General features: G+C 65.2%; 25 protein-coding genes, 1 other RNA gene and 1 riboswitch. Of the genes, 17 read left to right on the forward strand and 9 right to left on the reverse strand.

The window, feature by feature from the left end; genetic code table 11:
• Positions 1 to 120 precede the first annotated feature (120 nt).
• Positions 121 to 1,938 (reverse strand): DNA polymerase III subunit gamma/tau, encoded by a 1,818-nt coding sequence (locus ACFMBG_RS02860; RefSeq protein WP_421053221.1) that lies wholly within the window; start codon positions 1,936 to 1,938, stop codon positions 121 to 123.
• 195 nt (positions 1,939 to 2,133) lie between these two features.
• Between ACFMBG_RS02860 and ACFMBG_RS02865 the strand changes: the two genes are divergently transcribed.
• Positions 2,134 to 2,676, forward strand: coding sequence for a protein-tyrosine phosphatase family protein (locus tag ACFMBG_RS02865; protein ID WP_421053222.1), 543 nt, complete (start codon positions 2,134 to 2,136; stop codon positions 2,674 to 2,676).
• Between the two features lie 113 nt (positions 2,677 to 2,789).
• On the opposite strand, the gene ACFMBG_RS02870 is transcribed toward ACFMBG_RS02865, so the two are convergent.
• Together ACFMBG_RS02870 and ACFMBG_RS02875 are read right to left on the reverse strand one after the other, a co-directional pair.
• Complete coding sequence (locus ACFMBG_RS02870) at positions 2,790 to 3,194, reverse strand: hypothetical protein (protein WP_421053223.1); 405 nt, start codon at positions 3,192 to 3,194, stop codon at positions 2,790 to 2,792.
• 110 nt (positions 3,195 to 3,304) lie between these two features.
• A riboswitch (cobalamin riboswitch) is annotated at positions 3,305 to 3,527 on the reverse strand.
• Positions 3,528 to 3,545: 18 nt separating this feature from the next.
• A complete protein-coding gene (locus ACFMBG_RS02875) occupies positions 3,546 to 4,142 on the reverse strand; it encodes a TetR/AcrR family transcriptional regulator (RefSeq protein ID WP_421053224.1) in 597 nt (198 codons plus the stop codon).
• Between the two features lie 70 nt (positions 4,143 to 4,212).
• On the opposite strand from ACFMBG_RS02875, the gene ACFMBG_RS02880 reads away from it, so the two are divergent.
• The gene (locus tag ACFMBG_RS02880) at positions 4,213 to 5,091 is read left to right on the forward strand and encodes an alpha/beta hydrolase family protein (protein ID WP_421053225.1); all 879 of its coding nucleotides are present in this window, start codon (positions 4,213 to 4,215) and stop codon (positions 5,089 to 5,091) included.
• A 27-nt stretch (positions 5,092 to 5,118) separates the two neighbouring features.
• Here ACFMBG_RS02880 and ACFMBG_RS02885 read toward each other — a convergent pair whose 3' ends face one another.
• A complete protein-coding gene (locus tag ACFMBG_RS02885) occupies positions 5,119 to 5,586 on the reverse strand; it encodes an SRPBCC family protein (protein WP_421053226.1) in 468 nt (155 codons plus the stop codon).
• Between the two features lie 57 nt (positions 5,587 to 5,643).
• Complete coding sequence (gene nudC / locus ACFMBG_RS02890) at positions 5,644 to 6,627, reverse strand: NAD(+) diphosphatase (RefSeq protein ID WP_421053227.1); 984 nt, start codon at positions 6,625 to 6,627, stop codon at positions 5,644 to 5,646.
• A gap of 335 nt (positions 6,628 to 6,962) precedes the next feature.
• Here nudC and ACFMBG_RS02895 point away from each other — a divergent pair, with 335 nt between their 5' ends.
• Both ACFMBG_RS02895 and ffs read left to right on the forward strand, forming a co-directional pair.
• Positions 6,963 to 8,819, forward strand: a complete 1,857-nt coding sequence (locus ACFMBG_RS02895; RefSeq protein WP_421053228.1) for a 5'-nucleotidase C-terminal domain-containing protein — start codon at positions 6,963 to 6,965, stop codon at positions 8,817 to 8,819.
• A gap of 63 nt (positions 8,820 to 8,882) precedes the next feature.
• Positions 8,883 to 8,981: signal recognition particle sRNA small type (ffs, locus tag ACFMBG_RS02900), an RNA gene on the forward strand.
• Positions 8,982 to 9,082: 101 nt separating this feature from the next.
• On the opposite strand, the gene ACFMBG_RS02905 is transcribed toward ffs, so the two are convergent.
• Positions 9,083 to 9,916 (reverse strand): prephenate dehydratase, encoded by an 834-nt coding sequence (locus ACFMBG_RS02905; protein WP_421053229.1) that lies wholly within the window; start codon positions 9,914 to 9,916, stop codon positions 9,083 to 9,085.
• A 118-nt stretch (positions 9,917 to 10,034) separates the two neighbouring features.
• On the opposite strand from ACFMBG_RS02905, the gene ACFMBG_RS02910 reads away from it, so the two are divergent.
• Positions 10,035 to 10,544 (forward strand): c-type cytochrome, encoded by a 510-nt coding sequence (locus ACFMBG_RS02910; protein WP_421053230.1) that lies wholly within the window; start codon positions 10,035 to 10,037, stop codon positions 10,542 to 10,544.
• A gap of 85 nt (positions 10,545 to 10,629) precedes the next feature.
• Here the strand turns inward: ACFMBG_RS02910 and ACFMBG_RS02915 are convergent, their stop codons facing one another.
• Positions 10,630 to 10,866, reverse strand: coding sequence for a putative hemolysin (locus tag ACFMBG_RS02915; protein ID WP_421053231.1), 237 nt, complete (start codon positions 10,864 to 10,866; stop codon positions 10,630 to 10,632).
• A gap of 217 nt (positions 10,867 to 11,083) precedes the next feature.
• On the opposite strand from ACFMBG_RS02915, the gene ACFMBG_RS02920 reads away from it, so the two are divergent.
• The 5 genes from ACFMBG_RS02920 (at position 11,084) to ACFMBG_RS02940 (ending at position 17,794) form a co-directional block, all read left to right on the forward strand.
• Positions 11,084 to 13,009, forward strand: coding sequence for an extracellular solute-binding protein (locus ACFMBG_RS02920; protein ID WP_421053232.1), 1,926 nt, complete (start codon positions 11,084 to 11,086; stop codon positions 13,007 to 13,009).
• A 9-nt stretch (positions 13,010 to 13,018) separates the two neighbouring features.
• A complete protein-coding gene (locus ACFMBG_RS02925) occupies positions 13,019 to 14,104 on the forward strand; it encodes a microcin C ABC transporter permease YejB (RefSeq protein WP_421053233.1) in 1,086 nt (361 codons plus the stop codon).
• A 3-nt stretch (positions 14,105 to 14,107) separates the two neighbouring features.
• Positions 14,108 to 15,214 carry an ABC transporter permease gene (locus tag ACFMBG_RS02930; RefSeq protein ID WP_421053234.1) on the forward strand — a complete coding sequence of 369 codons (1,107 nt, stop codon included), beginning with the start codon at positions 14,108 to 14,110 and terminating at the stop codon, positions 15,212 to 15,214.
• 142 nt (positions 15,215 to 15,356) lie between these two features.
• The gene (locus ACFMBG_RS02935; RefSeq protein ID WP_421053235.1) at positions 15,357 to 16,949 is read left to right on the forward strand and encodes an ABC transporter ATP-binding protein; all 1,593 of its coding nucleotides are present in this window, start codon (positions 15,357 to 15,359) and stop codon (positions 16,947 to 16,949) included.
• Between the two features lie 116 nt (positions 16,950 to 17,065).
• Positions 17,066 to 17,794, forward strand: coding sequence for a response regulator transcription factor (locus ACFMBG_RS02940; RefSeq protein WP_421053236.1), 729 nt, complete (start codon positions 17,066 to 17,068; stop codon positions 17,792 to 17,794).
• A 285-nt stretch (positions 17,795 to 18,079) separates the two neighbouring features.
• On the opposite strand, the gene hemN is transcribed toward ACFMBG_RS02940, so the two are convergent.
• Positions 18,080 to 19,435, reverse strand: coding sequence for an oxygen-independent coproporphyrinogen III oxidase (gene hemN, locus ACFMBG_RS02945; protein WP_421053237.1), 1,356 nt, complete (start codon positions 19,433 to 19,435; stop codon positions 18,080 to 18,082).
• Between the two features lie 61 nt (positions 19,436 to 19,496).
• On the opposite strand from hemN, the gene fnrL reads away from it, so the two are divergent.
• Entirely contained in the window at positions 19,497 to 20,237 is a 741-nt protein-coding gene (gene fnrL, locus ACFMBG_RS02950; protein ID WP_058285088.1) for a transcriptional regulator FnrL, read from the forward strand.
• 379 nt (positions 20,238 to 20,616) lie between these two features.
• On the forward strand, positions 20,617 to 20,874 hold the full coding sequence (locus ACFMBG_RS02955; protein WP_421053238.1) for a GlsB/YeaQ/YmgE family stress response membrane protein: 258 nt from the start codon (positions 20,617 to 20,619) through the stop codon (positions 20,872 to 20,874).
• An 80-nt stretch (positions 20,875 to 20,954) separates the two neighbouring features.
• On the opposite strand, the gene ACFMBG_RS02960 is transcribed toward ACFMBG_RS02955, so the two are convergent.
• Positions 20,955 to 21,794 carry a universal stress protein gene (locus ACFMBG_RS02960; protein WP_421053239.1) on the reverse strand — a complete coding sequence of 280 codons (840 nt, stop codon included), beginning with the start codon at positions 21,792 to 21,794 and terminating at the stop codon, positions 20,955 to 20,957.
• Between the two features lie 206 nt (positions 21,795 to 22,000).
• Between ACFMBG_RS02960 and ccoN the strand changes: the two genes are divergently transcribed.
• From ccoN to ACFMBG_RS02985, 5 genes are all read left to right on the forward strand, one after another.
• On the forward strand, positions 22,001 to 23,611 hold the full coding sequence (gene ccoN, locus ACFMBG_RS02965; RefSeq protein WP_421053240.1) for a cytochrome-c oxidase, cbb3-type subunit I: 1,611 nt from the start codon (positions 22,001 to 22,003) through the stop codon (positions 23,609 to 23,611).
• Positions 23,612 to 23,625: 14 nt separating this feature from the next.
• A complete protein-coding gene (ccoO, locus tag ACFMBG_RS02970; protein WP_421053241.1) occupies positions 23,626 to 24,354 on the forward strand; it encodes a cytochrome-c oxidase, cbb3-type subunit II in 729 nt (242 codons plus the stop codon).
• An 11-nt stretch (positions 24,355 to 24,365) separates the two neighbouring features.
• The gene (locus ACFMBG_RS02975) at positions 24,366 to 24,578 is read left to right on the forward strand and encodes a cbb3-type cytochrome c oxidase subunit 3 (protein WP_421053242.1); all 213 of its coding nucleotides are present in this window, start codon (positions 24,366 to 24,368) and stop codon (positions 24,576 to 24,578) included.
• The gene (gene ccoP, locus ACFMBG_RS02980; protein WP_421053243.1) at positions 24,575 to 25,444 is read left to right on the forward strand and encodes a cytochrome-c oxidase, cbb3-type subunit III; all 870 of its coding nucleotides are present in this window, start codon (positions 24,575 to 24,577) and stop codon (positions 25,442 to 25,444) included. Before ACFMBG_RS02975 ends, ccoP begins: the two co-directional genes overlap by 4 nt.
• Before the next feature lie 329 nt (positions 25,445 to 25,773).
• Complete coding sequence (locus tag ACFMBG_RS02985; RefSeq protein ID WP_421053244.1) at positions 25,774 to 26,898, forward strand: cation:proton antiporter; 1,125 nt, start codon at positions 25,774 to 25,776, stop codon at positions 26,896 to 26,898.
• The last annotated feature ends 58 nt before the right edge of the window (positions 26,899 to 26,956 follow it).

A 26,956-nucleotide genomic window follows, 5' to 3' on the forward strand; every position in this document is an offset into this window, starting at 1 on the left:
CCTTGCTGCTGGACTTTAGCGCCCTTTCGCCCGGCTGATAGGCCAGGCAGCGCCTGACCTTCCCCCTGGGAAGGCGCTATCGCGCCCACCCAAGGTCACGCGCTGCCCTGCGTGAATTCGTCACCCGTCCTCGAACGGATCCCATTCGTCTTCCACCTCGGGCAGAGCCTCGGCGGCGACTTCGGCGGCCAGTTCCTCGGGTGTGCGGATGCGCTTGATCCTGGCCTTGGGGAATTTTTCCAGCACCGCCTGCACCAGCGGATGCGCGGTGGCCTTCTCGCGCAGGGCGTTTTCGGCGGCGTCGCGGACCTCGGCAATGGTGGGCGCGTCGCCATCCGGTGCGATGGAGACCACCCAGCGGGCGCCAGTCCAGGTCTGCAGCGCCGAGCCGAGCCGGGCGGCGAGATCCTTGGGTGCCTGGGCGGCGGGGGTGAACTCGATCCGGCCTGGCTGGTAGGAGACCAGGCGCACGCCGGTTTCAACCTCGACCAGAAGTTTCACGTCGCGGTTGGTGCGGATCAGTTCGACCACATGCTCGAACGTCGGGTAGCGGGCCAGCGCGGAGCTGACCTGCGGCGCCAGAGCCGTCACGGTGCCGTTGCCGCCATGGGCCACCGGCGCGCCGCCGGCGGGGCCGTCTGGGCCGCCATAGCCACCTTGGCCATTGCCGCCGCCAGACCCGCCGAGGGCCGGGGCGCCCAGGCCCTGCATCGGCACGCCGCTGCCAGGACCCGGAGGCGGCGGGGGCGGGGTGTCCTGCAGCTTGCGGATCAGTTCCTCGGGCGAGGGCAGGTCGGCCACATGGGTGATGCGGATCACCGCCATTTCGGCGGCCATCATCGCGTTCGGGGCGGCGGCGACTTCCTCCAGCGCCTTCAGCAGCATCTGCCACATCCGGGTGAGGACCCGCATCGGCAGGTTTTCCGCCATCTGCTGGCCGCGGGCGCGTTCATCCGGGCTGACGGTGGGGTCTTCGGCCGCGTCGGGGGTGATCTTCACCACTGAGACCCAGTGGGTGATCTCCGCAAGGTCGCGCAGCACTGCCAGCGGGTCGGCGCCCTCGGCATATTGTGCGCTGAGTTCGGTAAGGGCTGCCGCCGCATCGCCGCGCAGGATCATGTCCATCAGGTCCAGAACCCGGCCGCGGTCGGCGAGGCCCAGCATGGCGCGAACCTGATCGGCGGTGGTCTCTCCGGCGCCGTGGGAGATTGCCTGGTCCAAGAGCGAAGTCGCATCCCGGGCAGAGCCCTCAGCCGCGCGGGTAATGAGGGCCAGCGCGTCGTCTGCAATCTCTGCGCCTTCGGCGGTGGCGATCTTGCGCAAGAGGGCGATCATCACCTCCGGCTCGATCCGGCGCAGGTCGAAGCGCTGGCAGCGGGACAGAACCGTCACCGGCACCTTGCGGATCTCGGTGGTGGCGAAGATGAACTTCACATGCGCGGGCGGTTCCTCCAGCGTCTTCAGCAGCGCGTTGAAGGCGGAGGTCGACAGCATGTGGACCTCGTCGATGATGTAGATCTTGTAGCGCGCCGAGGCGGCGCGGTACTGGACCGAGTCGATGATCTCGCGGATGTCGTTGACGCCCGTGCGCGAGGCGGCGTCCATCTCCATCACGTCGACATGGCGGCCTTCCATGATCGCCACGCAATGCTCGCATTTGCCGCAGGGATCGGTGGTGGGGCCGCCCTGGCCGTCCTCGCCGATGCAGTTCATGCCCTTGGCGATGATCCGGGCGGTGGTGGTTTTGCCGGTGCCGCGGATGCCGGTCATGATGAAGGCCTGGGCGATGCGGTCGGCGGCAAAGGCGTTTTTCAGCGTCCGCACCATCGCGTCCTGGCCCACCAGATCGGCAAAGGTTTCGGGCCGGTATTTGCGGGCCAGAACCTGGTATTGGGATTGGCCGGTGCCGCCGGTGGTGCCGCTGGGGATGTCGTTCATGGTGTCTCGTGCCGGATTCGGTGTGCGGGGCGCCCGCGTTGCGCGCAGGGTATTGAAGCGCAGCCCGTTCGTCCACCGCAGAAGGCAGCATTCGCGGGGCTGCAAAAGCGCTTTGGCATTGTGCGGTTAGCGGCTAGGCTGCGGGCAAGGGGACGTGCGGGGGAAACGCAGGAACGCAACGGCTAGGGAGGCGGTATGCGATCTGATGAAACCTCTGAACCAGCGGCGCAGGACAAGGCGGCGCAGGCTGGGCTGACCATCCACGCGCTGTCTGCGGGCGGCGGCATTCTGGCGCTGTGCCGGCTGCCCGGCGGCGAAGGCGATTACCGCAGCGACCTGATCCAGATCTATCAGTGGAAACCGGGGCTGGTGATCTCGATGACCACGGAGGCGGAGCATGCCGCGGCCGGGGTGCCGCGGCTGGGGATCGACATTCAAAGCATGGCGAGCCGCTGGCTGCATCTGCCGGTGCCGGATTTCAGCACGCCGCAGCCCGGGGTGGCGGCGAAATGGGCCGCGGCCAGCCGGTCGGCGCGGCAGGCGCTGGCAGGCGGCGGCCGGGTGCTGGTGCATTGCCGGGGCGGCTGCGGGCGCTCCGGCATGGCGGTGCTGCGGCTGATGATCGAATGCGGCGAGGAACCGGCGCAGGCGCTGGCGCGGCTGCGCGCGGTGCGGCCCTGCGCAGTGGAGACCGAAGCGCAGATGCATTGGGCCTGCGCGGGGCTGGCGGCAGGTTAGGCCTTATTCTTATTCAATCTTACGCCCGGCCGGAAGGCCGGGCAGCGCCCGTCCCGCCCCCACCGGGGCGGGCGCTGCCCTCTGTGTCCGAAAGGAGAGCCTGAAAACTCAGTTCACAGCGCCATCATCTGTTCTGCCTGCCGCGCCTTTTCCGTTTTCGGCAGCGCCTCCATCAGCGCGCAGGGGCGGGCGTCCAGGCGGGAGGCGGCAAAGCCGGTGCCGTCGCGGCTGAGGATCGCGTCGGCAAAGCGGTCCAGGCCCTCGCGCGGGGCGTCCCCGGCGACACCGCAGAACAGCCGGATCCGGTCGTGGCTGGCCACGAACTGCGCCGGGCAGTTGCGCGGGCAGCCGTCCAGCGCGGTGGTGCCGGTGATTTCGAAATCGTCCTGAGTGAGCGGTTTGGCCTTGGTCATTGCCTCGGCCAGCTTGGCGATCATCCGCTCCGCCGCCGGGCAGGGTTTGCCCAGGTATTTGCAATCCGTTGCCGCATAGAAATGCGTCTGGTCTGTCCACATCATGTCTGCGCCCTCCGCGCGTGGTGCGGGGGTTTGGGGGACAAGAGACCGGATGAAAGACGGAGTGCCTCCGCCGCAGCCATCAGACCCTGTCCGGACACCCCGCCCGGGTTCGAGTTACACGTTCGATGGCAGGTCTCCTGACTTGCGGGTCGATGCTTTCCCGATCCTTCCCGGCCTCTTAGGGGGCCAGTGGCTCTATCGGGGTCGCTCGCCGCTTACAGTTGCGGGGGCAGTCGCGGACTTGGCCTTGCCTGGGGCGGGGCCGCACCGTGTTCCCTTTTCATCCCGGACACAAGATTCTGTGGCGCGGGAACCATCACCACAAGCGGTAGCGGTTGGTTCCCTGAGTCGTCAATCGGTTTTCTGCAGCTGCATCTGGGTGTGCAGGGCGCGGATCACGTCGGAGTCGCGCCGCACCCGCGCCAGCTGCCAGCCGCCCTGCAGCAGGATATAGAAGTTCTCCGCGGCCGCGCGGGCCTCGTCCTTTGGCAGGCCCAGGCGCCGGGCGTGGCGGGCGGTGGCCGCGATCCAGCTTTCGAACAGATCCGCGGCGTGCTGGCGGAAGGCGTCGTTTTCCGGCCCGGCAAACAGGGTTGCAGAGACCGGGCAGCCGCTCCACTTGCCTTGCTTGTCGAAGAGTTTCGCGAGCTTGTAGCAGACCGTCTTGGCGCCGGCCTGGAAGCTGGGGGCCGGGTCGAAGGCGGCGTCGATCAGCGCCAGCATCTGGTCCGAGGCCCAGGTGGCCGCCGCCAGCGCGAGGTCGGATTTGCCGTTGGGAAAATGGTGGTAGAGCGATCCTTTCGGCGCTTCGGCGGCGGCCAGCAGCTCTGCCAGGCCGGTGCCGGCGTAGCCCTTGTCCCGGAACAGGCCGGCGGCAGCGCGGATCAGCCGCTCCCGGGTCGGGGCCGGGCTGCCGGGAGGCGGGCTGGCTGTCGTCACGTCATTCATGGCGGCAGCTTGACAGCATTAGACCAAATGGTCCAGTCATGAATTGGACCGATTGGTCTAGGAGGCAGTCATGCTGGACAGACACGCAGAACATACCGCCGGTTTCCGGGAACAGGAGCTGTGCTTTGTTTCCGGGACGGGGGAGCTGGCAGGGCGGCTGTACCACCCGGACGGGCCTGCCCGGGCGGCGGTGGTGCTGAACGGCGCAACCGGGGTGCCGCAGCGTTTTTACCGGCATTTCGCGCGCTGGCTGGCGGCGGAGCAGCAGATCGCCTGCCTGACCTATGACTACACGGATTTCGGAGACTCGGCGCGGGAGCATCCGCGCCGGTCCAAGGTGACGATGGCCGATTGGGCGCTGGCGGATCAGCCCGCTGCCCGGGCCGAAATGCGGCGGCACTATGCGGGCGTGCCGTTGTGGGTGATCGGCCATTCGCTGGGTGCGATGCTGATGCCCCTGCAGGACGATCTTGAGGACGTCGCCCGCATGATCGTGGTTGCGGGCGGCTTGGTGCATCACCACGATCATCCCTGGCCCTACCGCGCGCTGGCGCTGGCTTTCTGGTTCGGCCATGTGCCGCTGGCGGCCCGTGTTCTGGGCTATCTGCCCGGGCGTGCGGTGGGGTTCGGGGCCGATTTGCCGGCAGGGGTCTACTGGCAATGGCGGCGCTGGTGCACCACCCGGGGCAGCTATCTGCCGGAGACAGGGCAGGGCCTGCCGCAGCCGCGCTGGGCAGAGACCGGCATCCCGGTGGATCTGTTTGCGCTGGCGGATGATGACGTTGTGCCGCCGCCGGCCGTCTGGCGGCTGGGCGAGGTCTTTGGCGGCGCAGAGCAGCGCCGGACAGTTCTGGCGCCGCGGGAGCTGGGGCTCAAGTCTGTCGGCCACCTGGGGGCGTTTGCCCGCAGCAATGCCGCCCTGTGGCCGCATCTGCTGCCGCAGGCCTAGGCCTTCAGTCCGGGCGGCGGCAGCGGCTCAGGCGGGGCGTTTCAGCCGGTCTTCGGTGTTCTTGGCGAATTCGGCCAGGCGGAGCTTGAAGCGGCGGGTCAGGTTGCTGCGTGCCAGTTTCAGGGATTGCACCAGCAGACGACCGGTCAGGCTGGAGGGCGTCAGCTTCAGCTCTACAGACATCCGGGTCCGCTGCGGCGACAGCGCCAGCAGCTCCACCTCCATCCGGCCGTCAATGCCGCTGCCGCTGCCGGTCAGCGCCAGCCCGGTCACCGGGGTATAAGACGCCAGCGTCAGCCGGATGTCGCGCGGCTTGCCGCGGAAGCTGAACTTCAGATCCCAGGCCAGGCCGCTCTCCGGATCGGTGAGGTTGCCGGTCCGCTGCAGCTCGACGCCGCGGCGCAGGGCGGAGCGCTCCAGCAGCTCAAAATCGGAGATGACGCCGAACACCTCGGCAATCGGGGCTTCGATATCTTCTTTGCTTTGAATCTTCATGTCTGCCTGCCTCAGCTGCGCCGCCTGGCTGCGGTTCGGTTTGCGGCAATATGCGATTTAGTCCAGCGTGTCCGCAAGCCAGTTTTTAAGCAGGAAATGGGCGATTGCCCCCTCCCGCGAGGGCTTCAGCACCGGGTGATCGCCTGCAAAGACAGTCATCATCTCCTGGCGGCTGACCCACAGCGCGTCTTCGATCTCATTCGGGTCGATGGTGATCTCGCGGCTCAGCGCCTCGCCTGCGCAGCCGAACATCAGCGACATCGGAAAGGCCCAGGGCTGCGAGGAGAGGTAGCTGACAGGGCCGACCCTGACGCCGGTTTCCTCCAGCACCTCCCGGCGCACTGCGGCCTCAAGCGTCTCGCCGGGTTCGACAAACCCTGCAAGCAGCGAATACATCCCCTCGGGCCAGCCGGGCGAGCGGCCCATCAGAACCGAATCGCCGTGGGTGATCAGCATGATCACGACCGGGTCGGTGCGCGGGAAATGCGGCGCCTTGCAGGCCGGGCAGATCCGCTGCCAGCCCGCCTGCGCCATGTCGCTGGGCGCGCCGCAGCAGGCGCAGAACCGGTGGCTGCGGTGCCAGGCCAGCATCGCCTTGGCGGTGGTGGCCAGCTCGGCCTCCAGCGGCGTAAGGCGGGTCATCACCCGGCGCAGCTCGGCAAAGACATGGCTATCCGGCAGGTCCGGGTGCCGCTGCTCGCTGGCATCGGCAAAGCTGCTCAGAGCCTCCTGGTCCAGGCTTTCGGGCTGCCAATCGCTGATATCGCAGGCAAAGCAGGGCGCGCTGCCAGGCTCCAGCCCAAGGAACAGCGCCGTGTCCCGGCGGCTGGCGGCCAGCGGGTGGTCAGGTGCGGTCCAGGCCAGGCCGCAGGGCAGGCCGCCTTCAGCTTCGCGCCGGGTCAGCGGCTTGCCGCGCCACATCAGCAGCACCTGGGCCTGCGGGTTGTTCCAGGCCGCGTCCAGCGCTGACGCGTCGGTGCGCAGATGCGCGGCGCGTTCCAGTCCGCCGCCGCCGAAAGTCACATGTTCTGCGCGTTTCATGGCGGCTCTCCTTTGACTGGCGGCGGTTTGCCGGGCTTGCCGGACGGACTGCGGCAATCCATGACAGTGTGCCGCAGGGGTTGCCAGCATTCCGCTGCGATCTGCGCTTGCCTGTCGCTGCGCCGCCACACCTGCCCTGCAGCCGCAGGGGTATTTTGCAACGGAACATGACGCAACCATGCCGGAGCGGATGGGGCGGCAGGAAAAAGTTAACGGGCCGCGGAAACGAGTTATTGCAAATCGTTAATACGCTGACTCAAATAGCCGCAAATCAAGAATGGCGCCGAATGGTGCGAGAGGAGCGGCGGGCAGGCGGTGTCAGCAGAAATTCGGACATGACAGGCGGGGCGGGGGCTCCGGAGGCCCGGCCCGCCGGGGTGCTGCGCGTGCTGGCCACTACGGACCTGCACTGCAACCTGCTGAGCCATGATTACTATGCCGACCGTCCGGTTCCGGCCATCGGCCTGTCGCGGGTGGCCAGCCTGATCGGCCGGGAGCGTGCTGCTGCGGCGGAGCAAGGCGCGGCCTGCATTCTGGTCGATAACGGCGATGGCTTTCAGGGCTCGCCGCTGGGCGATATCGTGCCCGGCGCTGAGGGGCCGCATCCGCTGGCGCGTGCCTTTCAGGTGCTGGAATATGATGCGGTTGGCCTGGGCAATCACGATTTCGACTTTGGCCTTGCGGCGCTGGCAGGGGTGCTCAGGGACGTGCCGTGCCCGGTGCTGTGCTCCAGCCTGACCGCTGCAGAGCCGGAGATTGACCTGCCTTTTGCGGGAACCGCGGTGCTGGAGCGGCAGATTCCGGGCTGCCCCGGCCTGCCGCCGGTGCGGATCGGCCTGCTGTCGGTACTGCCGCCGCAAACGCTGATCTGGTGCGGCCACGCGCTGGAGGTGGAGCTGGAGGCCGGGGGCATCGTGGAAACTGCCGAAGCCCAGGCCCGGAGGCTGAGGGAACAGGGCTGCGATGTGGTGCTGGCGCTGGCGCACACCGGGATCGCTGCCAGAACCGGTTCGGACAGCAGCGAGAACGCGCTGGAGCAGCTGGCGGCGCTGCCCGGGATTGACGCGGTGGTGGGCGGCCACACCCATCTGACGCTGCCTGACCCGGACTATCCTTTTGCCAAGCCGGTGGTGATGCCGGGGGCGCATGGCTCGCATCTGGGGGTGATCAGCCTGGAGCTGGAGCATACCAGCGCGGGCTGGCAGCCCGCCGGCGGCACTGCCAGCCTGCAGCCGGTAGCACAGCCGGGGCACTCCGGCGAAGCTGTGCCGCTGGTGGAGGAGGAGGCCGGCTTCACCCGGGCGCTGGCCGCTGATCACGCCCGCACCCTGGAGCGGATGCGGCAGCCTGCGGGCTACAGCCCAGTGGCGATGCATTCCTATTTCACCTTCTTTGCGCCCGACCGGGGGCTGGCGCTGGTTGCCTGCGCCCAGGCGGCTGCGGTGCGGCCGCTGCTGCAAGGCACCTCCGCGGAAGGCCTGCCGCTGCTGTCCGCGGCGGCACCGTGCAAATTCGGCGGCCGCTCCGGCCCGCATTCCTTTACCGACATCCCGGCCGGGGAGCTGTGCGCCCGCAATATCGCCGATCTGCAGGTCTTTGCCAATGAGCTGCGGGTGGTCACGGTCACCGGCGCGCAGCTGCGGGAGTGGCTGGAGATGTCGGCCGGGCTGTTCAACCGGGTCGAGCCGGGCAGTTCCGGCACCCGGCTGGCCGACCCGCAGCGGGCGGGGCATCATTTCGACGTGATTTTCGGGCTGAGCTATCAGATCGATCTGTCGCAGCCGCCGCGCTATTCCGCCGCCGGAACGTGCATCAACCCGTCGGCGCGCCGGATCCTGGATCTGTGCTGGAACGGCCGCACGGTGGTGCCGGAGCAGCGCTTTGCGGTTGCCGCCAACAGCTACCGGGTCAGCGGCGGCGGCAGCTTCAGGATGCTGCGCGAGGCCGAGGAGCTGCCGCTGGCGCCGATGCGGATCCGCCAGGCGGTGCGCGATTATATCGCCGGGCAGCTGCCTGCGGACCCGCTGGCGGCGGCGCCGTACCCCTGGCAGCTGGCGCCGATGCCCGGCTCCAGCGCGGTGGCTGTGACCGGGCCGGGGGCGGCCGCCTATCTGGACGAGCTGCCCGCCGGGCTGGTGACACCTTGCGGGTTCACCAGCAGCGGGTTCTGGCAGCTCGAGCTGCAGCTGTGAACCTCTGAAAGCAGGCCGGGAGCGGCCCTTGCCAATCCCGGCAGCGGCGCTTATATCGGGATTCGAGAGGTTGGCGCGGGCAAGCGCCTCGCCAACCTGGTCAGGTCCGGAAGGAAGCAGCCACAACGAGCCCCGCTTGGGTCGATGTCCAGCCTCTCACTTTTCCCCGAACAGCTTGATGCAGGGTGCCGTTTTCATGCGATGAAAACGGCCAGGAAAAATCGATTTTTCCTGGCCGGAATTCGCGCCGGATTCCGGCTGGCCTAGAACCGGCCGTTGTCCGCCGGATAAACGCCGAGGATTTCCACATTGGTGGTGAAATAGTTCAGCTCGTCCATCGCCAGCTGCACGTGCGGGTCGTCGGGGTGGCCCTCGATATCGGCATAGAACTGGGTGGCGGTGAAGGAGCCGTCCACCATGTAGCTTTCCAGCTTGGTCATGTTGATGCCATTGGTGGCAAAGCCGCCCATCGCCTTGTAGAGCGCCGCCGGGATGTTGCGCACCTGGAACACGAAGCTGGTGATCATGTTGTGAGCGCCGCGGCGGGTGTAATCCGGCTCTTGCGCCATGATCAGGAAGCGGGTGGTGTTGTCGCCGTTGTCCTCGATATGGCGGGCCAGCACCTCCAGCCCGTAGATCTCGCCTGCCAGTTCGCTGGCCAGCGCGGCGGAGTGAATGTCGCCGGCTTCGGCCACATCGCGGGCGGCGCGGGCATTGTCGGGGCTGACCCGGCCGCGGATGCCGTGCTCGCGCAGGAAGGTCCCGCACTGCGGCAGCAGCACCAGATGCGAATGCGCCTCGCGGATGTCTTCCAGTTTTGCTCCCGGCACCGCCAGCAGGTTGATATGCACCCGCACAAAGGCTTCGTCGACGATGTGCAGCCCGCTGTGCGGCAAGAGCCGGTGGCTGTCGGCCACCCGCCCGTAGGTAGAGTTCTCCACCGGCAGCATCGCCTGCTCCGCCTCGCCGGTGCGCACCGCCTCCAGAATGTCCTCGAACGTGCGGCAGGGCAGCACCTCCATGCCGGGGCGGGCGATGCGGCAGGCCTCGTGGCTGTAGGAGCCAAGCTCCCCCTGAATGGCGATTTTGCGGCTCATGGGTGTGTTCCCCGTGCAAAACTTCAATATTTGGGCGTTTCGTCGCGCTGTCTATACCTTGCCACTTGGGAGGGGAAGCCTTAGACACCCCGTCAGACAGCTAAATGGACTCGCGATCATGTTTGACACGATGACCCTCACCAAAGCGACCGCAGGCGTTTGCGGCGCGTTCCTGGTATTCCTTCTGGGCAAATGGGGCGCAGAAGTACTGTATCACATGGACAGCCACGGTGAGGCTTCCTATGTGATCGAAGTTGCCACCGACGAAGATGCCGGCAGCGATGAGCCGGAAGTCAGCTTCGAAGAGCTGATGGCCTCCGCCGACGCCGCCAAGGGCGCCAAGGTGTTCAAGAAATGCTCCGCCTGCCACAAGCTGGAAGATGGCGCCAATGCCACCGGCCCGTACCTGTACGGTGTTGTCGGCCGCGACATCGCCGCCGCTTCGGGCTTTGGCTATTCCGGTGCGCTGACCGGCCTGGCCGGCAAGGCCTGGACCCCGGAAGAGCTGGACGCCTTCCTGGCGAAGCCCTCGGCCTATGCCTCCGGCACCACCATGTCGTTCTCCGGCCTGAAAAAGCAGAGCGACCGGGTGAACCTCATCGCCTATCTGGACAGCCTGGACGACTGATCCGGACCGCTGTCTCAGCTATCCAAAGAAAGAAGCCGCTGCGGATCCGCAGCGGCTTTTTTCGCGTATGGGTGAGCGGGCCTGCTCAGGCCGGGTTGTTTTCCCGGTAATAGGCCAGCGCGTCGCGCTCCTGGCCGTCCGGCAGGATGCAGACGCCGATGGTGCCGGCCTTGCCGCTGCGCAGCACGTACTGGCCGCCGGTCTGCACGCAATACGCCTCTTCGGGGCTGCTGTAGACCACTTCCTCTTCCTGCTGGGCACAGGCGCTGAGCGCGGCGGCCCCGGCAACCGCAAGAGCGGCGAATTTCATTGACTTCAGCATCGGCAGACTCCCTCATTTTTTAACGCAATTATGTTGTGAGGCTGGCAGGTAATTTTATTTCGCGCAAGCGCAGCTGCGCGCAGGCTATTGTTTCGGCTGCTTTATGCCCAGAACAGGCGCCCGATCACCCAATCTCAACTTGAATGTTACCACCCCCGGACATTAGCTTGAGAGCGGAAATCCGGGCCGAAGTTCCGGGCAAAGGAGGTCATGGCAGATGAATACCGCTCGAGCTGCGGCACGCGTGCGCGCGAAAGACAGGGTGAACCCGCTGCAGGCCGCGGCGGCGCTGGCCCCGATGCTGGCTCTGGGGCTGATCCTGGCACTGGCGGCGGCCACTCTGGCCAGGGCGGAAGAGACCATCCTCAAGAGCCACGGCTTTGCCGAGTTCGGCGAGCTGAAATACCCGGAGGGCTTTGCCCATTTCGATTACGTTAATCCTGACGCGCCCAAGGGCGGCGAACTGTCGATCTCTGCTGTCGGCACCTTCGACAGCATGAACCCCTTCACCCGCAAGGGGCGGGCAGGGGCGCTGTCCTCGGATCATTTCGAAAGCCTGCTGGTGGAATCCTATGACGAGCCCGGCTCCTACTACGGGCTGATCGCCGAGAGCCTGGAATACCCCGAAAGCCAGGACTGGGTGATCTTCAACCTGCGGCCGGAGGCGACGTTTTCCGACGGTAGCCCGGTCACCGCGGACGATGTCGTGTTCTCCCACAACATCCTGCTGGACCAGGGCCTGAAATCCTATGCCGAGGCGGTGCGCAAACGCATCCCCAAGGCTGAGGCGCTGGGCCTGCACCGGGTGAAGTTCCATTTCAGCCCGGACTTCCCGCGCCGGGCGATGATCACCCAAGTGGGCGGCACGCCGGTGTTCTCCAAGGCCTGGTTCGAGGCCGACCCGGAGAACCGCCGTATTGATGAGCCGCGGCTGGATCCCGGCATCGGCTCCGGCCCCTACATGCTGGAAAGCGCCGAGGTGAACCAGCGCATCACCTACAAGCTGAACCCCAACTATTGGGGCGCAGACCTGAACGTGAACGCCGGCCGCCACAACTATGACCGCATCCGGGTCGAGTATTTCGGCGATGCAATAGCCGCGATGGAAGGCTTCAAGGCGGGCGTCTATACCCTGCGGCCCGAGAACAACTCCAAGAGCTGGGCCACGGCCTATGACTTTGCAGCGGTGGAAAAGGGCCAGGTGATCAAGGGCGAGATCCCGGACGGCAATGTGCCCGCCGCGAATGGTTTTGTGATGAACCTCTTGAAGCCCAAGTTCCAGGACATCCGTGTGCGGGAGGCGCTGCAGCTGGCGTTCAATTTCGAATGGACGAACGAAAGCCTGCAATACGGGCTGTTCCGCCACCGCTCGTCCTTCTGGCAGGATTCTCCGCTTGCGGCGAAGGGCCTGCCGGAGGGCCGCGAGAAGGAGGTGCTGGAGGCGCTCGGCGATCAGATCGACCCGTCAATCCTGACCTCGGAACCGGTGATGGCGCACAGCTCCAAGGCGTCGCGGCCGGGCGACCGCAAGAACCTGCGCCGGGCGATGAAGCTGCTGGAAGAGGCGGGCTGGACCGTCGGCGATGACGGGGTGCGCCGCAATGCCGAAGGCAAGGTGCTGAAGGTGGAGTTCCTCGCCGACAGCCCGACCATCGAGCGCATCGTGCAGCCCTATATCAGCAACCTGCGCACCATGGGTGTGGATGCGGTGCTGAACCGGGTCGATTACGCCCAGTACACCAGCCGCCGCCGGGAAAAGGAGTTCGACATGATCTCCTCCGCCTATCCGATGTCGCTGGAGCCTTCGACCGGCCTCTACCAGTATTTCGGCTCCGAGGCGCATGAGTATTCCGTGTTCAATCCGGCAGGCCTGGCCGATCCGGCGGTGGATGCGCTGATCGGCAATATCGTCAACGCCAAGACCCAGGAAGAGCTGCGGGCCAATGCCCGCGCGCTGGACCGGGTGCTGCGCGCCAAGCGCTTCATGGTGCCGACCTGGTATCTGGACGTGAACTGGATTGCCTATTGGGACATGTACCGCCATCCGGAAAACCTGCCGCCGTATAACACGGGGATGCTGGATCTGTGGTGGATCGATGCCGCCCGCGAGGCAGAGCTCAAATCGGCCGGCGCACTGCGGTAAGACAAGCACATGGCAGCCTATATCCTCCGACGCCTGCTTCTGGTGATCCCGACGCTGTTCGGGATCCTGCTGGTGAACTTTGCCCTGGTGCAGTTTGTGCCGGGCGGCCCCGTGGAACAGATCATTGCCCAGCTGGAAGGCGGCGGCGACGTGTTCGAGGGCTTTGCCGGCGGCGGCGGCGACACCGGCACCGAGGCGATCAGCGCCAATGAGAACTATGCCGGCCGCCAGGGCCTGCCGCCGGAGCTGATCAAGGAGCTGGAACAGCAGTTCGGCCTCGACAAGCCGCCCTTGGAGCGGTTCCTGACGATGCTGTGGAACTATGTGCAATTCGATTTCGGTGAGAGCTATTTCCGCAAGATCGAGGTGACCGACCTGGTGCTGGAGAAGATGCCGGTGTCGATCTCGCTGGGCCTGTGGTCGACGGTGATCGCCTATCTGATCTCGATCCCGATGGGCATCCGCAAGGCGCTGGGGGATGGGTCGCGGTTCGATACCTGGACCAGCGGCGTGATCATCGCGGCCTATGCGATCCCGTCCTTCCTGTTTGCCATCATGCTGCTGGTGCTGTTTGCCGGCGGCTCCTACTGGCAGATCTTCCCGCTGCGCGGGCTGACCTCGGACAATTGGGAACAGCTGAGCCTTTTGGGCAAGATCGGCGATTACTTCTGGCACATCGCGCTGCCGGTGCTGGCCTCGACCATTGGCGCCTTTGCGACGCTGACGCTGCTGACCAAGAACTCCTTCCTGGACGAGATCAAGAAGCATTACGTGATGACCGCCCGCGCCAAGGGCCTCAGCGAGAACCGGGTGCTCTATGGCCATGTGTTCCGCAACGCGATGCTGATCGTGATCGCGGGCTTCCCGTCGGTCTTCATCGGCATCTTCTTTTCCGGCTCGCTGATCATCGAGACAATCTTCTCGCTCGACGGCCTCGGCCGGCTGGGGTTCGAGGCGGCGGTGGCGCGCGATTACCCGGTGATCTTCGGCACACTGTTCATCTTCGGCCTGATGAGCCTGGTGGTCGGCATCATTTCCGACCTGATGTACGTGTTGGTCGATCCGCGCATCGACTTTGAAAAGCGGGAGGGCTGAGCCATGGCACTCTCCCCCCTGAACCAGCGCCGCTGGAACAATTTCCGCAAGAACAAGCGCGCCTTCTGGTCGCTGATCATCTTTACCGTGCTGTTCACGCTGTCGCTGTTTGCCGAGTTCATCGCCAACGACAAGCCGATCCTGGTGAGCTACCGCGGCGAGCTCTACACGCCTGTGTTCAAGTTCTACCCGGAGACCCAGTTCGGCGGCGACTTCCGTACCGAGGCGATCTACAGCGATCCTGAGGTCGAATGCCTGATCCGCTCCGGCGGGGTCGAGGACTGTTTTGACGAGCCTGAGGCGATCCTAGAGGAGATCTCTGCAGGCACCTATGCCGCGGAGGGGTTTGAGAAGGGCTGGACCCTCTGGCCGCCGATCCCCTACAGCTACAACACCACCGTCGACCGCCCGGGCGCGGCGCCGCTGCCGCCCAACGGCCAGAACCTCTTGGGCACCGACGACACCAAGCGCGACGTGCTGGCGCGGGTGATCCACGGTTTCCGCCTGTCGATCCTGTTCACCCTGATCGTGACCGGCGCCGCCACGGTGCTGGGCATCCTGGCGGGGGCGGTGCAGGGCTATTTCGGCGGCTGGCTGGACCTGGTGTTCCAGCGCATCATCGAGATCTGGAGCTCCACTCCGACGCTTTACGTGATCATCATCATGTTTGCGATCCTGGGGCGCAGTTTCTGGCTCTTGGTGTTCCTGATGGTGCTGTTCGGCTGGACCGCGCTGGTTGGCGTGGTCAGGGCCGAGTTCCTGCGCGCCCGCAATCTGGAATACGTCCGCGCCGCCAAGGCGCTGGGGGTCGGCAACACGACCATCATGTTCCGCCACATGCTGCCCAATGCGATGGTGGCGACGCTGACCATGCTGCCCTTCATCGTGACCGGCACCATCTCGGCGCTGGCGGGATTGGATTTCCTCGGCTTCGGCCTGCCGTCCTCGGCGCCGTCTCTGGGCGAGCTGACGCTTCAGGCCAAGCAGAACCTGGAGGCGCCCTGGCTGGCCTTCACCGCCTTCTTCACCTTCGCCATCATGCTGTCGCTGCTGGTCTTCATCTTTGAAGGCGTGCGCGATGCCTTTGATCCGAGGAAGACGTTTTCATGAGTGTGCGTTCCACTAGGATCGCCCCCGGCCCGAGGGTGGGGGCAAATCGCCCCCGCCCTGGGGGGCGGGTCGGGGGCGATCCGGGCTGCTGCGCACCCCGGGGGACTTTCTTCGAAACGACTGCATACTTTTGGGCATTCTAATGACCACGAACTCCTCCCCCCTCCTGAACGTCCAGAACCTCCGCGTCTCCTTCCAGCAGGACGGCAAGATCACCCGGGCCGTGCGCGGCGTCTCCTTCTCGGTGGACCGCGGCGAGACCGTGGCGCTGGTAGGTGAATCGGGCTCCGGCAAATCGGTCTCGGCGCTGTCTACCGTGTCGCTGCTGGGCGACAGCGCGATGGTCGAGGGCTCCGTCACCTATGACGGCACCGAAATGGTCGGCGCCGATGAGAAGCACCTGATGCAGGTGCGCGGCAATGACATCAGCTTCATCTTCCAGGAGCCGATGACCTCGCTCAATCCGCTGCACACCATCGAACGGCAGCTGGAGGAATCGCTGGCGCTGCACCAGGGTCTGACCGGCAAGGCGGCGCGGGCGCGCATTCTGGAGCTGATGGAGAAGGTCGGCATCCGCGATGCGGAAAACCGGCTCAGCGCCTATCCGCACCAGCTGTCGGGCGGGCAGCGGCAGCGGGTGATGATCGCGATGGCGCTGGCCAACAAGCCGGACATCCTGATTGCCGACGAGCCGACCACCGCGCTGGATGTGACCATCCAGGCGCAGATCCTCGACCTCCTGGCGGAGCTGAAGGAAAGCGAGGGCATGGGGCTGTTGTTCATCACCCATGACCTTGGCATCGTGCGCCGCATCGCCGACCGGGTCTGCGTGATGAAGGACGGCGAGATTGTCGAGGAAGGCCCGGCGGCGGAGATCTTTGCCAATCCGCAGCATCCCTATACGCAGAAACTGCTGGCGGCAGAGCCCTCCGGCACCCCGCCGCCAGTGCCGCAAGGCGCCGCGGAGCTGGTTGCCACCCGCGATCTCAAGGTCTGGTTTCCGATCCAGCGGGGGCTGCTGAAACGCACCGTGGGGCACGTGAAGGCGGTGAACCCGGTGACGGTCTCGGTCCGGGAAGGCGAGACGCTGGGCATCGTCGGCGAGAGCGGCTCCGGCAAGACCACGCTGGCACTGGCGATCATGCGGCTGATTGCGTCGGAAGGCGCGGTCAATTTCCAGGGTCAGGACCTGCGCAAATGGTCGACCCGCGACCTGCGCCGCTTGCGCAAGGACATGCAGATCGTGTTCCAGGATCCCTTCGGCTCGCTCAGCCCGCGGATGACCTGCGCCCAGATCATCGCGGAGGGGCTGGCGATCCACAAGGTGGACCGGCACCGCGACACCCGCGAGCTGGTGGCCGAGGTCATGCGCGAGGTGGGGCTGGACCCGGCGGCAATGGACCGCTACCCGCATGAGTTCTCCGGCGGCCAGCGCCAGCGCATCGCCATTGCCCGCGCCATGGTGCTGCGGCCCAGGCTGGTGGTGCTGGACGAGCCGACCTCGGCGCTGGACATGACAGTGCAGGTGCAGATCGTCGAGCTGCTGCGCGACCTGCAGGCGCGCTACGGGCTGGCCTATCTGTTCATCAGCCACGACCTGAATGTGGTGCGGGCGATGTCGCACAATGTGCTGGTGATGAACCAGGGCGATGTGGTCGAAGCGGGGCCCGCCGATGCCCTGTTCCGCAATCCGCAACAGGACTATACCAGAAGGCTTTTGGCCGCCGCTGGATAAGCCCTTGGGGTTGCGTGTATTTTCACTGTTTTGAGTGCGCGCATAGGGTGCATAATTTTTAATAAGTTTAAAATACCGCAAAATTATGCGAAAATACCGCCATGCAGAAAAGTGGAATGGATCTTTACGAAAGATTCATGTCGGCACGGACCAGCGCTGACCGGTGGCGTGTTGCAAACGAGGTCATGGCCTCGCTTGGCGCCACCGCCCTGAACGTGGCTGAGGTTGAAATCAAAACCTGCAGGCTTCTTTGGATGAGAAGCAGCATGACCAGCGAATTCCTGACCGAGTATTCAAGGCAGAAATTCTACGAAGTGGATCAGTTTGTTGCTGAAATCGGCCAGCCTTTGTACCCGTCCCTGCACATAACGGGCACTTTGGAACGCGCCACGGCGCCAAGCCAGCGGCATTTGGACTTCAATTGGACAACCTGGGATATGGGATACACGCTGGGGTATGCCATGCGGTTTGCAGGGGCCAGTCCGGACACCAGCAAGACAGTGGTATTCTGCGCCGGCGAAAAGGCGTCGGAATTCACCGAGGAGCAGTTCGCGAAGATCCGGCAGGCGGGAACGGCTGTCGCCGCATTTATCACCGCGCCGGGCAAGGGAGAGGAAGATCTCGACCTGTCCGGCCAGGGGGCCGGGAAAGCTTTGTCAGGCCGGGAGAAGCAGGTTCTGGCTTTGCTGGCGGCGGGCTACTTGAATACCCGTATTGCACATGAGCTGGGCATCGCCGAGGTCACCGTCCGCAAGACCTTGCTGTCCGCCCGGAAGAAGCTGGGCGCCAAGACGCGTGAGGAGGCGCTCGCCATTGCTGTCAAGGCGGGGCTGCTGGACTTCTGAAAGAGGCCGGGAATGGGGATCCCGGCCTCGGCTTCAATGATCTGGTGCTGAAAAGCGGGTGCCGTCCTGTGCCCCAGGGCCAGGCGGGTGGAGACCACCCGGTACGGCGGACCGCAACTTGAGTACAGCTGCAGCCCTGCGGGTGCTTCGGGAGGAACAAAGCCCGCAGACGCGGAGAAGCCCTTTCTGCGCGGCGATGGGGAAGCCCGAAGAACAGTTTCACTGTGCAGGCGGCGGGAAGCCTTTGCCACCTATCGATTTCGATAAGTCCCGCTGGCCGGGCAGTCAGATCGCAGGGCTATGCCCGGCCTTGCTCAGCTCATAGGCGTCAAGGCTGCGGGCAATCATCCGGGTCAGCGGCCGAGCCTCCTGCCTGATCTCCAGACCCGCGGGCGACAGCTCCAGCATCCCCGGGAAGGCTGCCGCGGTGCCGCGCAGCAGGGCTTCGAGCCGGGCCGGAGAGACATCGAAGCGGGACAGGATCTCCTGGCGGCAGATCCGGAAGTCGCACATCAGCGCCTCGATCAGCCGCGCCCGCAGCAGGTCCTCGCCCTGGAACGCATGGCCGCGGGCGGTGGCAAACCGGCCTGCGCGGATGGCGCGGATGTAGTCCGACGTGCCGGGGGCGTTCTGGGCGTAGCCTTGCGGGAACCGCGAAATGGCGGAGGCGCCGATGCCGATCAGCACGTCGGCCGGATCGTCGGTGTAGCCCTGGAAGTTGCGCCGCAGCCGGCCGCTGCGCTGGGCAATGGCCAGCCCGTCTTCGGGCCGCGCGAAATGGTCGATGCCGATCTCCCGGTAGCCATCCCACAAGAACAGCTGGCGGGCGGTCTCGAACAGCTCCAGCCGGGCCTCCGGCGTCGGCAGCGTGTCGGAACGGATCATGCTTTGCCGCCCGGCCATCCAGGGCACATGGGCATAGCCATAGACGGCCACCCGATCGGGTGTGAGCGACAACAGCTTCTGCACGCTTTCGGTCATCCGCTCCGGGGTCTGATGCGGCAGCCCGAACAGGATATCGGCATTGAGGCTGCCGATCCCGTGCGACCGCAGCATGTCGATGGCCTGCTTGGTGGTCTCGAAACTCTGGATCCGGCCGATCGCCTGCTGGATGGTGCTGTCGAAATCCTGCACCCCGACAGAGGCGCGGTTCATGCCCGCCTGGGCCAGCGCATCCAGGCGCCGGTCGCCGACCTCGTTCGGGTCGATCTCCACCGAGAACTCCGCATAGGGCGCCAGCGGCAACGCTTCGGTGACCGCCGCCGCCAGATCCCGGATCTGTTCCGCGTTCAGCAGGGTCGGGGTGCCGCCGCCCCAATGCAGGCGCGACAGGGTGATGCCGTCGGGCAGCTGCTGCCGGAGCAGGGCGATTTCCGCCTTCAGAACCTCCACATAGGCCGCCACGGGCGCGTCCGACTGGGTGCCCTGGGTGCGGCAGGCGCAGAACCAGCACAACCTGCGGCAGAATGGCACATGCACATACAGGGAGATGCTGTTGCCCGCGGGAATGCCGGACATCCAACTGGAAAACCGTGCGGAATCGGTCGATTTGCCAAAATGCGGCGCTGTCGGGTAACTGGTATAGCGCGGCACTTTGGCGTCAAACAAACCGAGTTTGGCCAATTGAGCTTTCTGATCCATTCCATTACCGTTAAGGGAGCGCGCGAGCCCAAGCCTTGACCCAGATCAACCGGACCCCCAAATGAACGCTCCTATCCTGTCACAGTCCAGATGCGGGGACTGCCCGATCCGCCACCGTGCCGTCTGCGCACGCTGCAATGCGGATGAACTGGAGGAGCTGGACGCCATCAAGTACTACCGCACCTATGAGGCGGGGCAGCCGATCATCTGGTCGGGCGACGTGATGAATTTCGTCGGCTCGGTCGTCTCGGGCATTGCCTCGCTGACCCAGACGATGGAGGACGGGCGCACCCAGATGGTGGGACTACTGCTGCCCAGCGATTTTGTCGGCCGCCCGGGCCGCGAAGGCGCGGCTTACGATGTGGCGGCAACCACCGATGTGGTGATGTGCTGCTTCCGCAAGAAGCCGTTCGAGGAACTGATGGAGCGCACTCCGCATATCGCACACCGGCTGCTGGAGATGACGCTGGACGAACTGGACGCGGCGCGGGAGTGGATGCTGGTTTTGGGCCGCAAGACCGCGCGCGAGAAAATCGCGAGCCTCCTGGCCATCATCGCCCGCCGCGATGCAACACTGACGCCGGGCGGTGCCACCAACCGGATGGTGTTCGACCTGCCGCTGACCCGCGAGGCGATGGCCGACTACCTCGGCCTGACGCTGGAAACCGTGAGCCGCCAGATCTCGGCGCTCAAGAAGGACGGCATCATCGAGCTCGAGGGCAAGCGGCATGTGACCGTGCCCGACATGCGCCGCCTGATGGAAGAGGCCGGCGACGACAGCGACGGCGGCTTCCTGGGCTGACCAGGCGCGCGGCTATTCCACTTATTGCCTGATCCAGCTGCATCAAGGCTGGGCTGCGTCCTCTGAGCGGGCGCAGCTTTGCGTCGATGCCGCGGGTTGAGCTGAACTGCACGCAGGGCAGGCTTTCCGCCCGGGCGGGGAGCTCCCGCGCCCGCGCGTGCCCGGCTGCGCCGGACCCGCTGGCGGCCTTGGGCCCGGCACCGCGCAGCGGTGCCATGCCCAACGGGAGGAAGCCCTTCTGCCAGGAAAGGGCGGACGACGGGCGGGAGAGCCTCTGCGCGGATTGGCAGAGATCCGTTCCCCGGGTGCCCCGAACCCCGGGCGTGACCCGGTAAGAGGACTGTGGTCTACTGGCCGCATCACAAAAGCGGAGGCGGCAATGCAGTTTGGAAGCGTGATCGGGATGCTGATCATCGGAGCCCTGGCCGGGTGGCTGTCGGGCAAGATCATGCAGGGGCGCGGGTTTGGCCTGTTGGGCAATATCATCGTCGGCGTGGTCGGCGCCTTTCTGGCCGGGACGATCTTTCCGGCGCTGGGCTTTGCCGCAGGGGGAGGGTTCTTCTGGTCGCTGATCCACGCGACGATCGGCGCGGTGATCCTGCTGTTCCTGATCGGGCTGATCCGCAAGGCCAGCTAGGCCGCTCGAGGCCCCGGAACAGAAAAGGCGCCCCGCGGGGCGCCTTTCTTGTCTGTATCAGTATCAGCTTGCGGCGCGCATCAATGCGCCATCAGCACCGGGACCGCTGCCTGTTCCAGCATGTTGCGGGTGGCGCCGCCGAGGATCGCCTCGCGGAAACGGGAGTGGCCGTAGGCGCCCATCACGATCAGGTCGGCGGCGGTATCCGCCGCATGGCGGTTCAGGATGTCCGATACCCGGGTCAGCGTCTTGCTGAGCACGTCGATCTCGCAGGTGACGCCGTGGCGGGACAGCATCTGCGCCAGCATGCCGCCCGGATCCGAACGCTCCGGCCCATGCTGCGGCGGGTCGATCACCGCAATACGCACCAGCTCGGCGCCGGTCAGGAACGGCAGCGACTTGCGGATCGCGGTCATCGCCTCGAGGCTTTCGTTCCAGGCCACCAGCACGGTCTTGGGCCGCCGCAGGGGCTCGCCCTTGTCCGGCACCACCAGCACCGGCGCGCGGCCTTCGAACAGGGCCGATTCGACGATCGGCTCGGCCTCGGCGCGCTTGTCCGCGCCATAGGGCTTGCCCAGCACCACCAGGTCGGAGAACCGCGCATGGCGCGCCACGTGGCGGCCGAGATCGGCGATCTGGGCCACGCCGCTGTCGGTGGCAAAGGGCACGCCCGCCCGCTGCAGCGCCTCCTCGGCGCCGGCCTGGACCGCTTCGGCCTCTTCCTGCGCGCGGGCCAGGGTTTCCTGCAGCACCATCGCATTGGCGCCAGCGTAGTAATAGCCTGTCTGGGTGCGGTCGACACCGAGGCAGAGCGCATCGGCATGGGCGCCGAATTCCTCTGCCAGGGCCGCAATTTGCGCCAAAGGCGCCGCTGCGGTTTCCGCAGCCGTCAGAACGGTAAGCAAGGACTTGTAGGACATGACACCTCCCGGCGGGGTCTCAGCGCCGCGGGCCCCCATGGCCCCGGCGCGGGGGTTTTCACTGCACGGGAAGAAGTGTCACATGTTGCCCGGAAATGTCTTGATGCAGATCAAGGCAGGAGGGAGGCGCGTTTTGCAAGAAGAGCGCGGTCTATTAACGTCCCCGTATCCGCAGGATTCGCGGGGGCACGGCAAAGGGACGCAAGATGTCTAACTATATCAAGCTGATAGCGCTTGGTCTGGTCACGCTGTTTGCGATGATCGGTACCAATTACGCGCGGGATCTGGCTTACCAGGTGCATGCGGTCATCGTGATGATCGTGGCTGGCGGCCTGTTCCTCTATACTTTGCGCCACACCAATGAGCCGAAAAAGGCAGTTGTTGGTCTGGAAAATGAGTATTTCGACAGCGTTGTGCGCGCTGGTGCAATTGCAACCGCCTTTTGGGGCGTGGTCGGGTTCCTGGCCGGGACCTTCATTGCGTTCCAGCTGGCCTTTCCGGCGCTGAATTTCGATTGGGCGCAAGGGTTTGCCAATTTCGGCCGCCTGCGCCCGCTGCATACGTCTGCAGTGATTTTTGCATTTGGCGGCAACGCGCTGATCGCAACCTCCTTCTATGTGGTGCAGCGGACCTCCGCGGCGCGCCTGTGGGGCGGCAACCTCGCGTGGTTCGTGTTCTGGGGCTATCAGCTGTTCATCGTGCTGGCGGCAACCGGCTATCTGCTGGGCGGCACCCAGTCCAAGGAATACGCGGAGCCGGAATGGTACGTTGACCTGTGGCTGACCATCGTTTGGGTTGCCTACCTGGCCGTGTTCTTGGGCACCATCATCAAGCGCAAGGAGCCGCACATCTACGTGGCGAACTGGTTCTACCTGTCGTTCATCGTCACCGTCGCCATGCTGCATCTGGTCAACAACGCGACCATTCCGGTGTCGATCTGGGGCTCCAAGTCGGTGATCGTCTGGCCCGGCGTGCAGGATGCGATGGTGCAGTGGTGGTACGGGCACAACGCCGTGGGCTTCTTCCTGACCGCAGGCTTCCTGGGCATGATGTACTACTTCATCCCGAAGCAGGCCGAGCGTCCCGTGTTCTCCTACAAGCTGTCGATCATCCACTTCTGGGCGCTGATCTTCCTGTACATCTGGGCCGGTCCGCACCACCTGCACTACACCGCGCTGCCGGACTGGGCCTCGACCCTCGGCATGGTGTTCTCGGTGATCCTGTGGATGCCCAGCTGGGGCGGCATGATCAACGGCCTGATGACCCTGTCGGGCGCCTGGGACAAGCTGCGCACCGACCCGGTGATCCGGATGATGGTGATCTCCGTCGGCTTCTACGGCATGTCCACCTTCGAAGGCCCGATGATGTCGATCCGCGCAGTGAACTCGCTGAGCCACTACACCGACTGGACCATCGGCCACGTGCATTCCGGCGCGCTCGGCTGGAACGGCATGATCACCTTTGGCGCGCTGTACTACCTGGTGCCGGTGCTGTGGAAGCGTGAGCGTCTGTACTCGCTCAGCCTGGTGTCCTGGCACTTCTGGCTCGCCACCATCGGCATCGTGCTCTACGCCGCGTCGATGTGGGTGACCGGTATCATGGAAGGCCTGATGTGGCGCGAAGTGGACGCCAACGGCTTCCTGGTGAACTCCTTTGCCGACACCGTCGCAGCGAAGTTCCCGATGTATGTGGTGCGCGGTCTGGGCGGGGTCCTGTTCCTCGCGGGGTCGATCATCATGTGCTACAACCTGTGGATGACCGTCCGCCGGGCCCCGGCCAAAGAGGCCAGCCTGTCGGTTCAGGTCCCGGCTGAATAAGGAGGGCCGGAGCAATGGCAATTCTCGACAAACATAAGATCCTCGAGACCAACGCGACCCTCCTGCTGATCTGCAGCTTCCTGGTCGTGACCATCGGCGGACTGGTGCAAATCGCACCGCTGTTCTACCTGGAAAACACCATCGAGGAGGTGGAGGGCATGCGTCCCTACACCCCGCTCGAACTGGCGGGCCGCGAGGTCTACATCCGGGAAGGCTGCTATGTCTGCCACAGCCAGATGATCCGTCCGATGCGCGACGAGGTCGAACGCTACGGCCACTACTCGCTGGCGGCGGAATCGATGTACGACCGCCCGTTCCAGTGGGGCTCCAAGCGGACCGGGCCGGACCTGGCCCGGGTGGGCGGCCGCTACTCGGATGAGTGGCACGTCGACCACCTGCGCGACCCGCAGGCCGTGGTGCCGGAATCGGTGATGCCGAAATACGGCTTCCTCGAAGAGAAGAAGATCGACGGCAAATACATCGGCGACATCATGGCCACCAACGCCATGCTGGGCACGCCCTACAGCGAGGAGATGGTCGAGGCCGCACAGGCCGACTTCCGCGCCCAGGCGGATCCGGACAGCGACTTTGACGGGCTGCTGGAGCGCTATGGCGACAAGGTCAACGTGCGCAACTTCGACGGCCAGCCGGGTGTCTCCGAGGCCGATGCGCTGATCGCCTATCTGCAGATGCTGGGCACGCTGGTCGACTTCTCGACCTTCACCCCGGATGCAAGCCGGTAAGGGAGGATAGGATGGAACTCTATACGCTCCTGAGGGAATTTGCAGACAGCTGGATGCTGCTGTTCCTGTTCACCGTCTTCATCGGCATCATTGTCTGGGCGTTCCGCCCAGGCAGCACCAAGGCCTACGAGGATACCGCAAACATCCCGTTCCGCCACGTTGATGCACCTGCGCCCGGCAAGGGCGACGACAAACCCGCCGCGACTAAGGAGGCGAGGGCATGAGCAAGAAATCGAAAAAGTTCGAGGGCGATCCGAACACCACCGGCCATGAGTGGGACGGGATCGAGGAATTCGACAACCCGATGCCGCGCTGGTGGCTGTGGACCTTCTACGCCACCATCATCTGGGGTGTTCTCTACACCATCGCCTATCCGGCCTGGCCGCTGGTCAACTCGGCCACCGCAGGCATCCTGGGCTGGTCGACCCGCGGCGACGTGGCGGCCGAGATCGCGTCGGTGGAGGAAGCCAACGCCCCGATCAACGCCAAGCTGGAAGCGGCTGAGCTGACCGCCATCGCGGGCGATCCTGAGCTGAACTCCTACGCTGTTTCGGCAGGCTCCGCCGTGTTCAAGACCTGGTGCGCCCAGTGCCACGGCTCCGGTGCGGCAGGCGCCAAGGGCTACCCGAACCTGCTGGACGACGACTGGCTCTGGGGCGGCTCGGTGGAGGACATCCACGCCACCGTGGCTCACGGCATCCGCAACGAGGACAGCGACGAAGCGCGCTATTCCGAGATGCCTGCCTTTGGCCGGGATGAGCTTCTTGAGAAGGAAGAGATCAGCCAGGTGGTCAACTACGTGATGTCCCTGTCGGGCGAGCCGCAGGACGCCTCCATGGTCGAAGCCGGCTCTGTTGTCTTTGCCGACAACTGCGCCTCCTGCCACGCCGAGGACGGCACCGGCGACCGCGCGCAGGGCGCGCCGAACCTGGCCGATGCGATCTGGCTCTATGGCGGCGACTACGCCACCCTGACCGAGACCGTGAGCAATTCGCGCTATGGCGTGATGCCGGCCTGGAACACCCGCCTGACCGAAGCGCAGATCCGCGCCGTGTCGGCCTATGTCCACCAGCTCGGCGGCGGCGAATAAGCCGGACCGGGTTTCCTGAACAGCGAAAGGGCTGCCTGCGGGCGGCCCTTTTTTGTGAATGGTCCTGGCCGCCGGGTGAGGCCGTTCCAGCTGCTGCCCGGGCATGGAGCCGCGAGGGAAATCCTGGAGAGTTCCGGCGAAAACCGCAGCGCGGCTGATGCTTGCGGCAACGGTTCGGGACATGCCGGTCACGGCACAAAGGATAAATCGCGGCCGGCTGTTATCGGCATGAAGCTTCGGCCCGGGTCTCGTGCTAGGGTCGCCTCAGGACTGTTTCACGGGAAAATTTGAGCAGGATGGAGTTGCCTGGATTACTTGTAACGCTTGGTGTGCTGTTTCTGGCTGGGCTGGCAGCCGATCAGCTCGGGCAAGTCACGCGTTTGCCGCGGGTTACCATGCTTCTGATCCTTGGGCTGGCGGCCGGCAGTTCCGGTCTGGACCTGATCCCAAATGAGGTCGCCCGGTGGTTTGAAGAGCTTTCAATCATCGCCCTTACAATGGTGTCCTTTCTGCTGGGCGGATCACTGACACGCAAGAACCTTGCCCGGCATGGGCGGGCGATCTTCGCGATTTCGGTGTCGATCGTGATCTGCACGCTTCTTGTCGTCAGTCTTGGCCTTGCAGCAGCAGGGCTGCCTGTTGGCCTCGCGTTGCTGCTTGGTGCCATTGCGACGGCAACGGCCCCGGCGGCAATGACAGACGTCATCCGCCAGTCCGGGGCGAAAAACGGGTTTACGGACACGCTCAAGGGCATTGTGGCCATTGATGATGCTTGGGGCCTGATCGTCTTCAGCATTGTTATCGTCCTGGTCCAGCAGTCGAATGGCTTGAGCGGTATTTTCGCCGGTGCATCCTGGGAACTTGGCGGCGCCGTTGCGCTCGGCTGCGCGATTGGGACGCCCGCCGCATTCCTGACCGGGCGCCTCAAGCCTGGCGAGCCGTTGCAGGCCGAGGCGATAGGGATAGTCTTCCTCACCGCAGGCCTCGCGCTCTGGCTGGAGGTCTCGTTCCTGGTTGCGGGAATGACGGCCGGTGCGGTGATCGCCAATTTCGCGAGCCACCATGACCGCGCGTTTCACGAGATCGAGCACATTCAGTGGCCCTTCATGATCCTGTTCTTCCTTCTCGCCGGTGCGTTGCTGGAAATCGAGGTGCTGCGCCTGACGGGATGGACCGGCCTGCTGTTTCTGTTGCTCCGGATCGCGGGACGGCTGGGCGGCGGCATTATCGGCGCGAAGCTGGCCGAAGTGCCCAGAAAGGAAGCTAAATGGTACGGTCCCGCATTGCTGCCCCAGGCGGGCGTCGCCGTCGGGATGGCGCTTGTGGCGGGCGAGCAGTTTCCAGAGTGGGCATCTGTCTTGATGGCCTTCACGATTGCCAGCACTGTCGTGTTCGAGATCATCGGGCCGCCTGTCACCCTTGCCGCAATACGCCGGACCGGGAAAAAGCACTGATTTCCGGGTCCTAAACCGCACAGGCTGGCACCATCAAACGGCCGCTCCGGGCTCAGCG

The sequence above is a fragment of the Leisingera coralii genome (assembly GCF_049056525.1).
GTDB lineage: Bacteria > Pseudomonadota > Alphaproteobacteria > Rhodobacterales > Rhodobacteraceae > Leisingera > Leisingera coralii.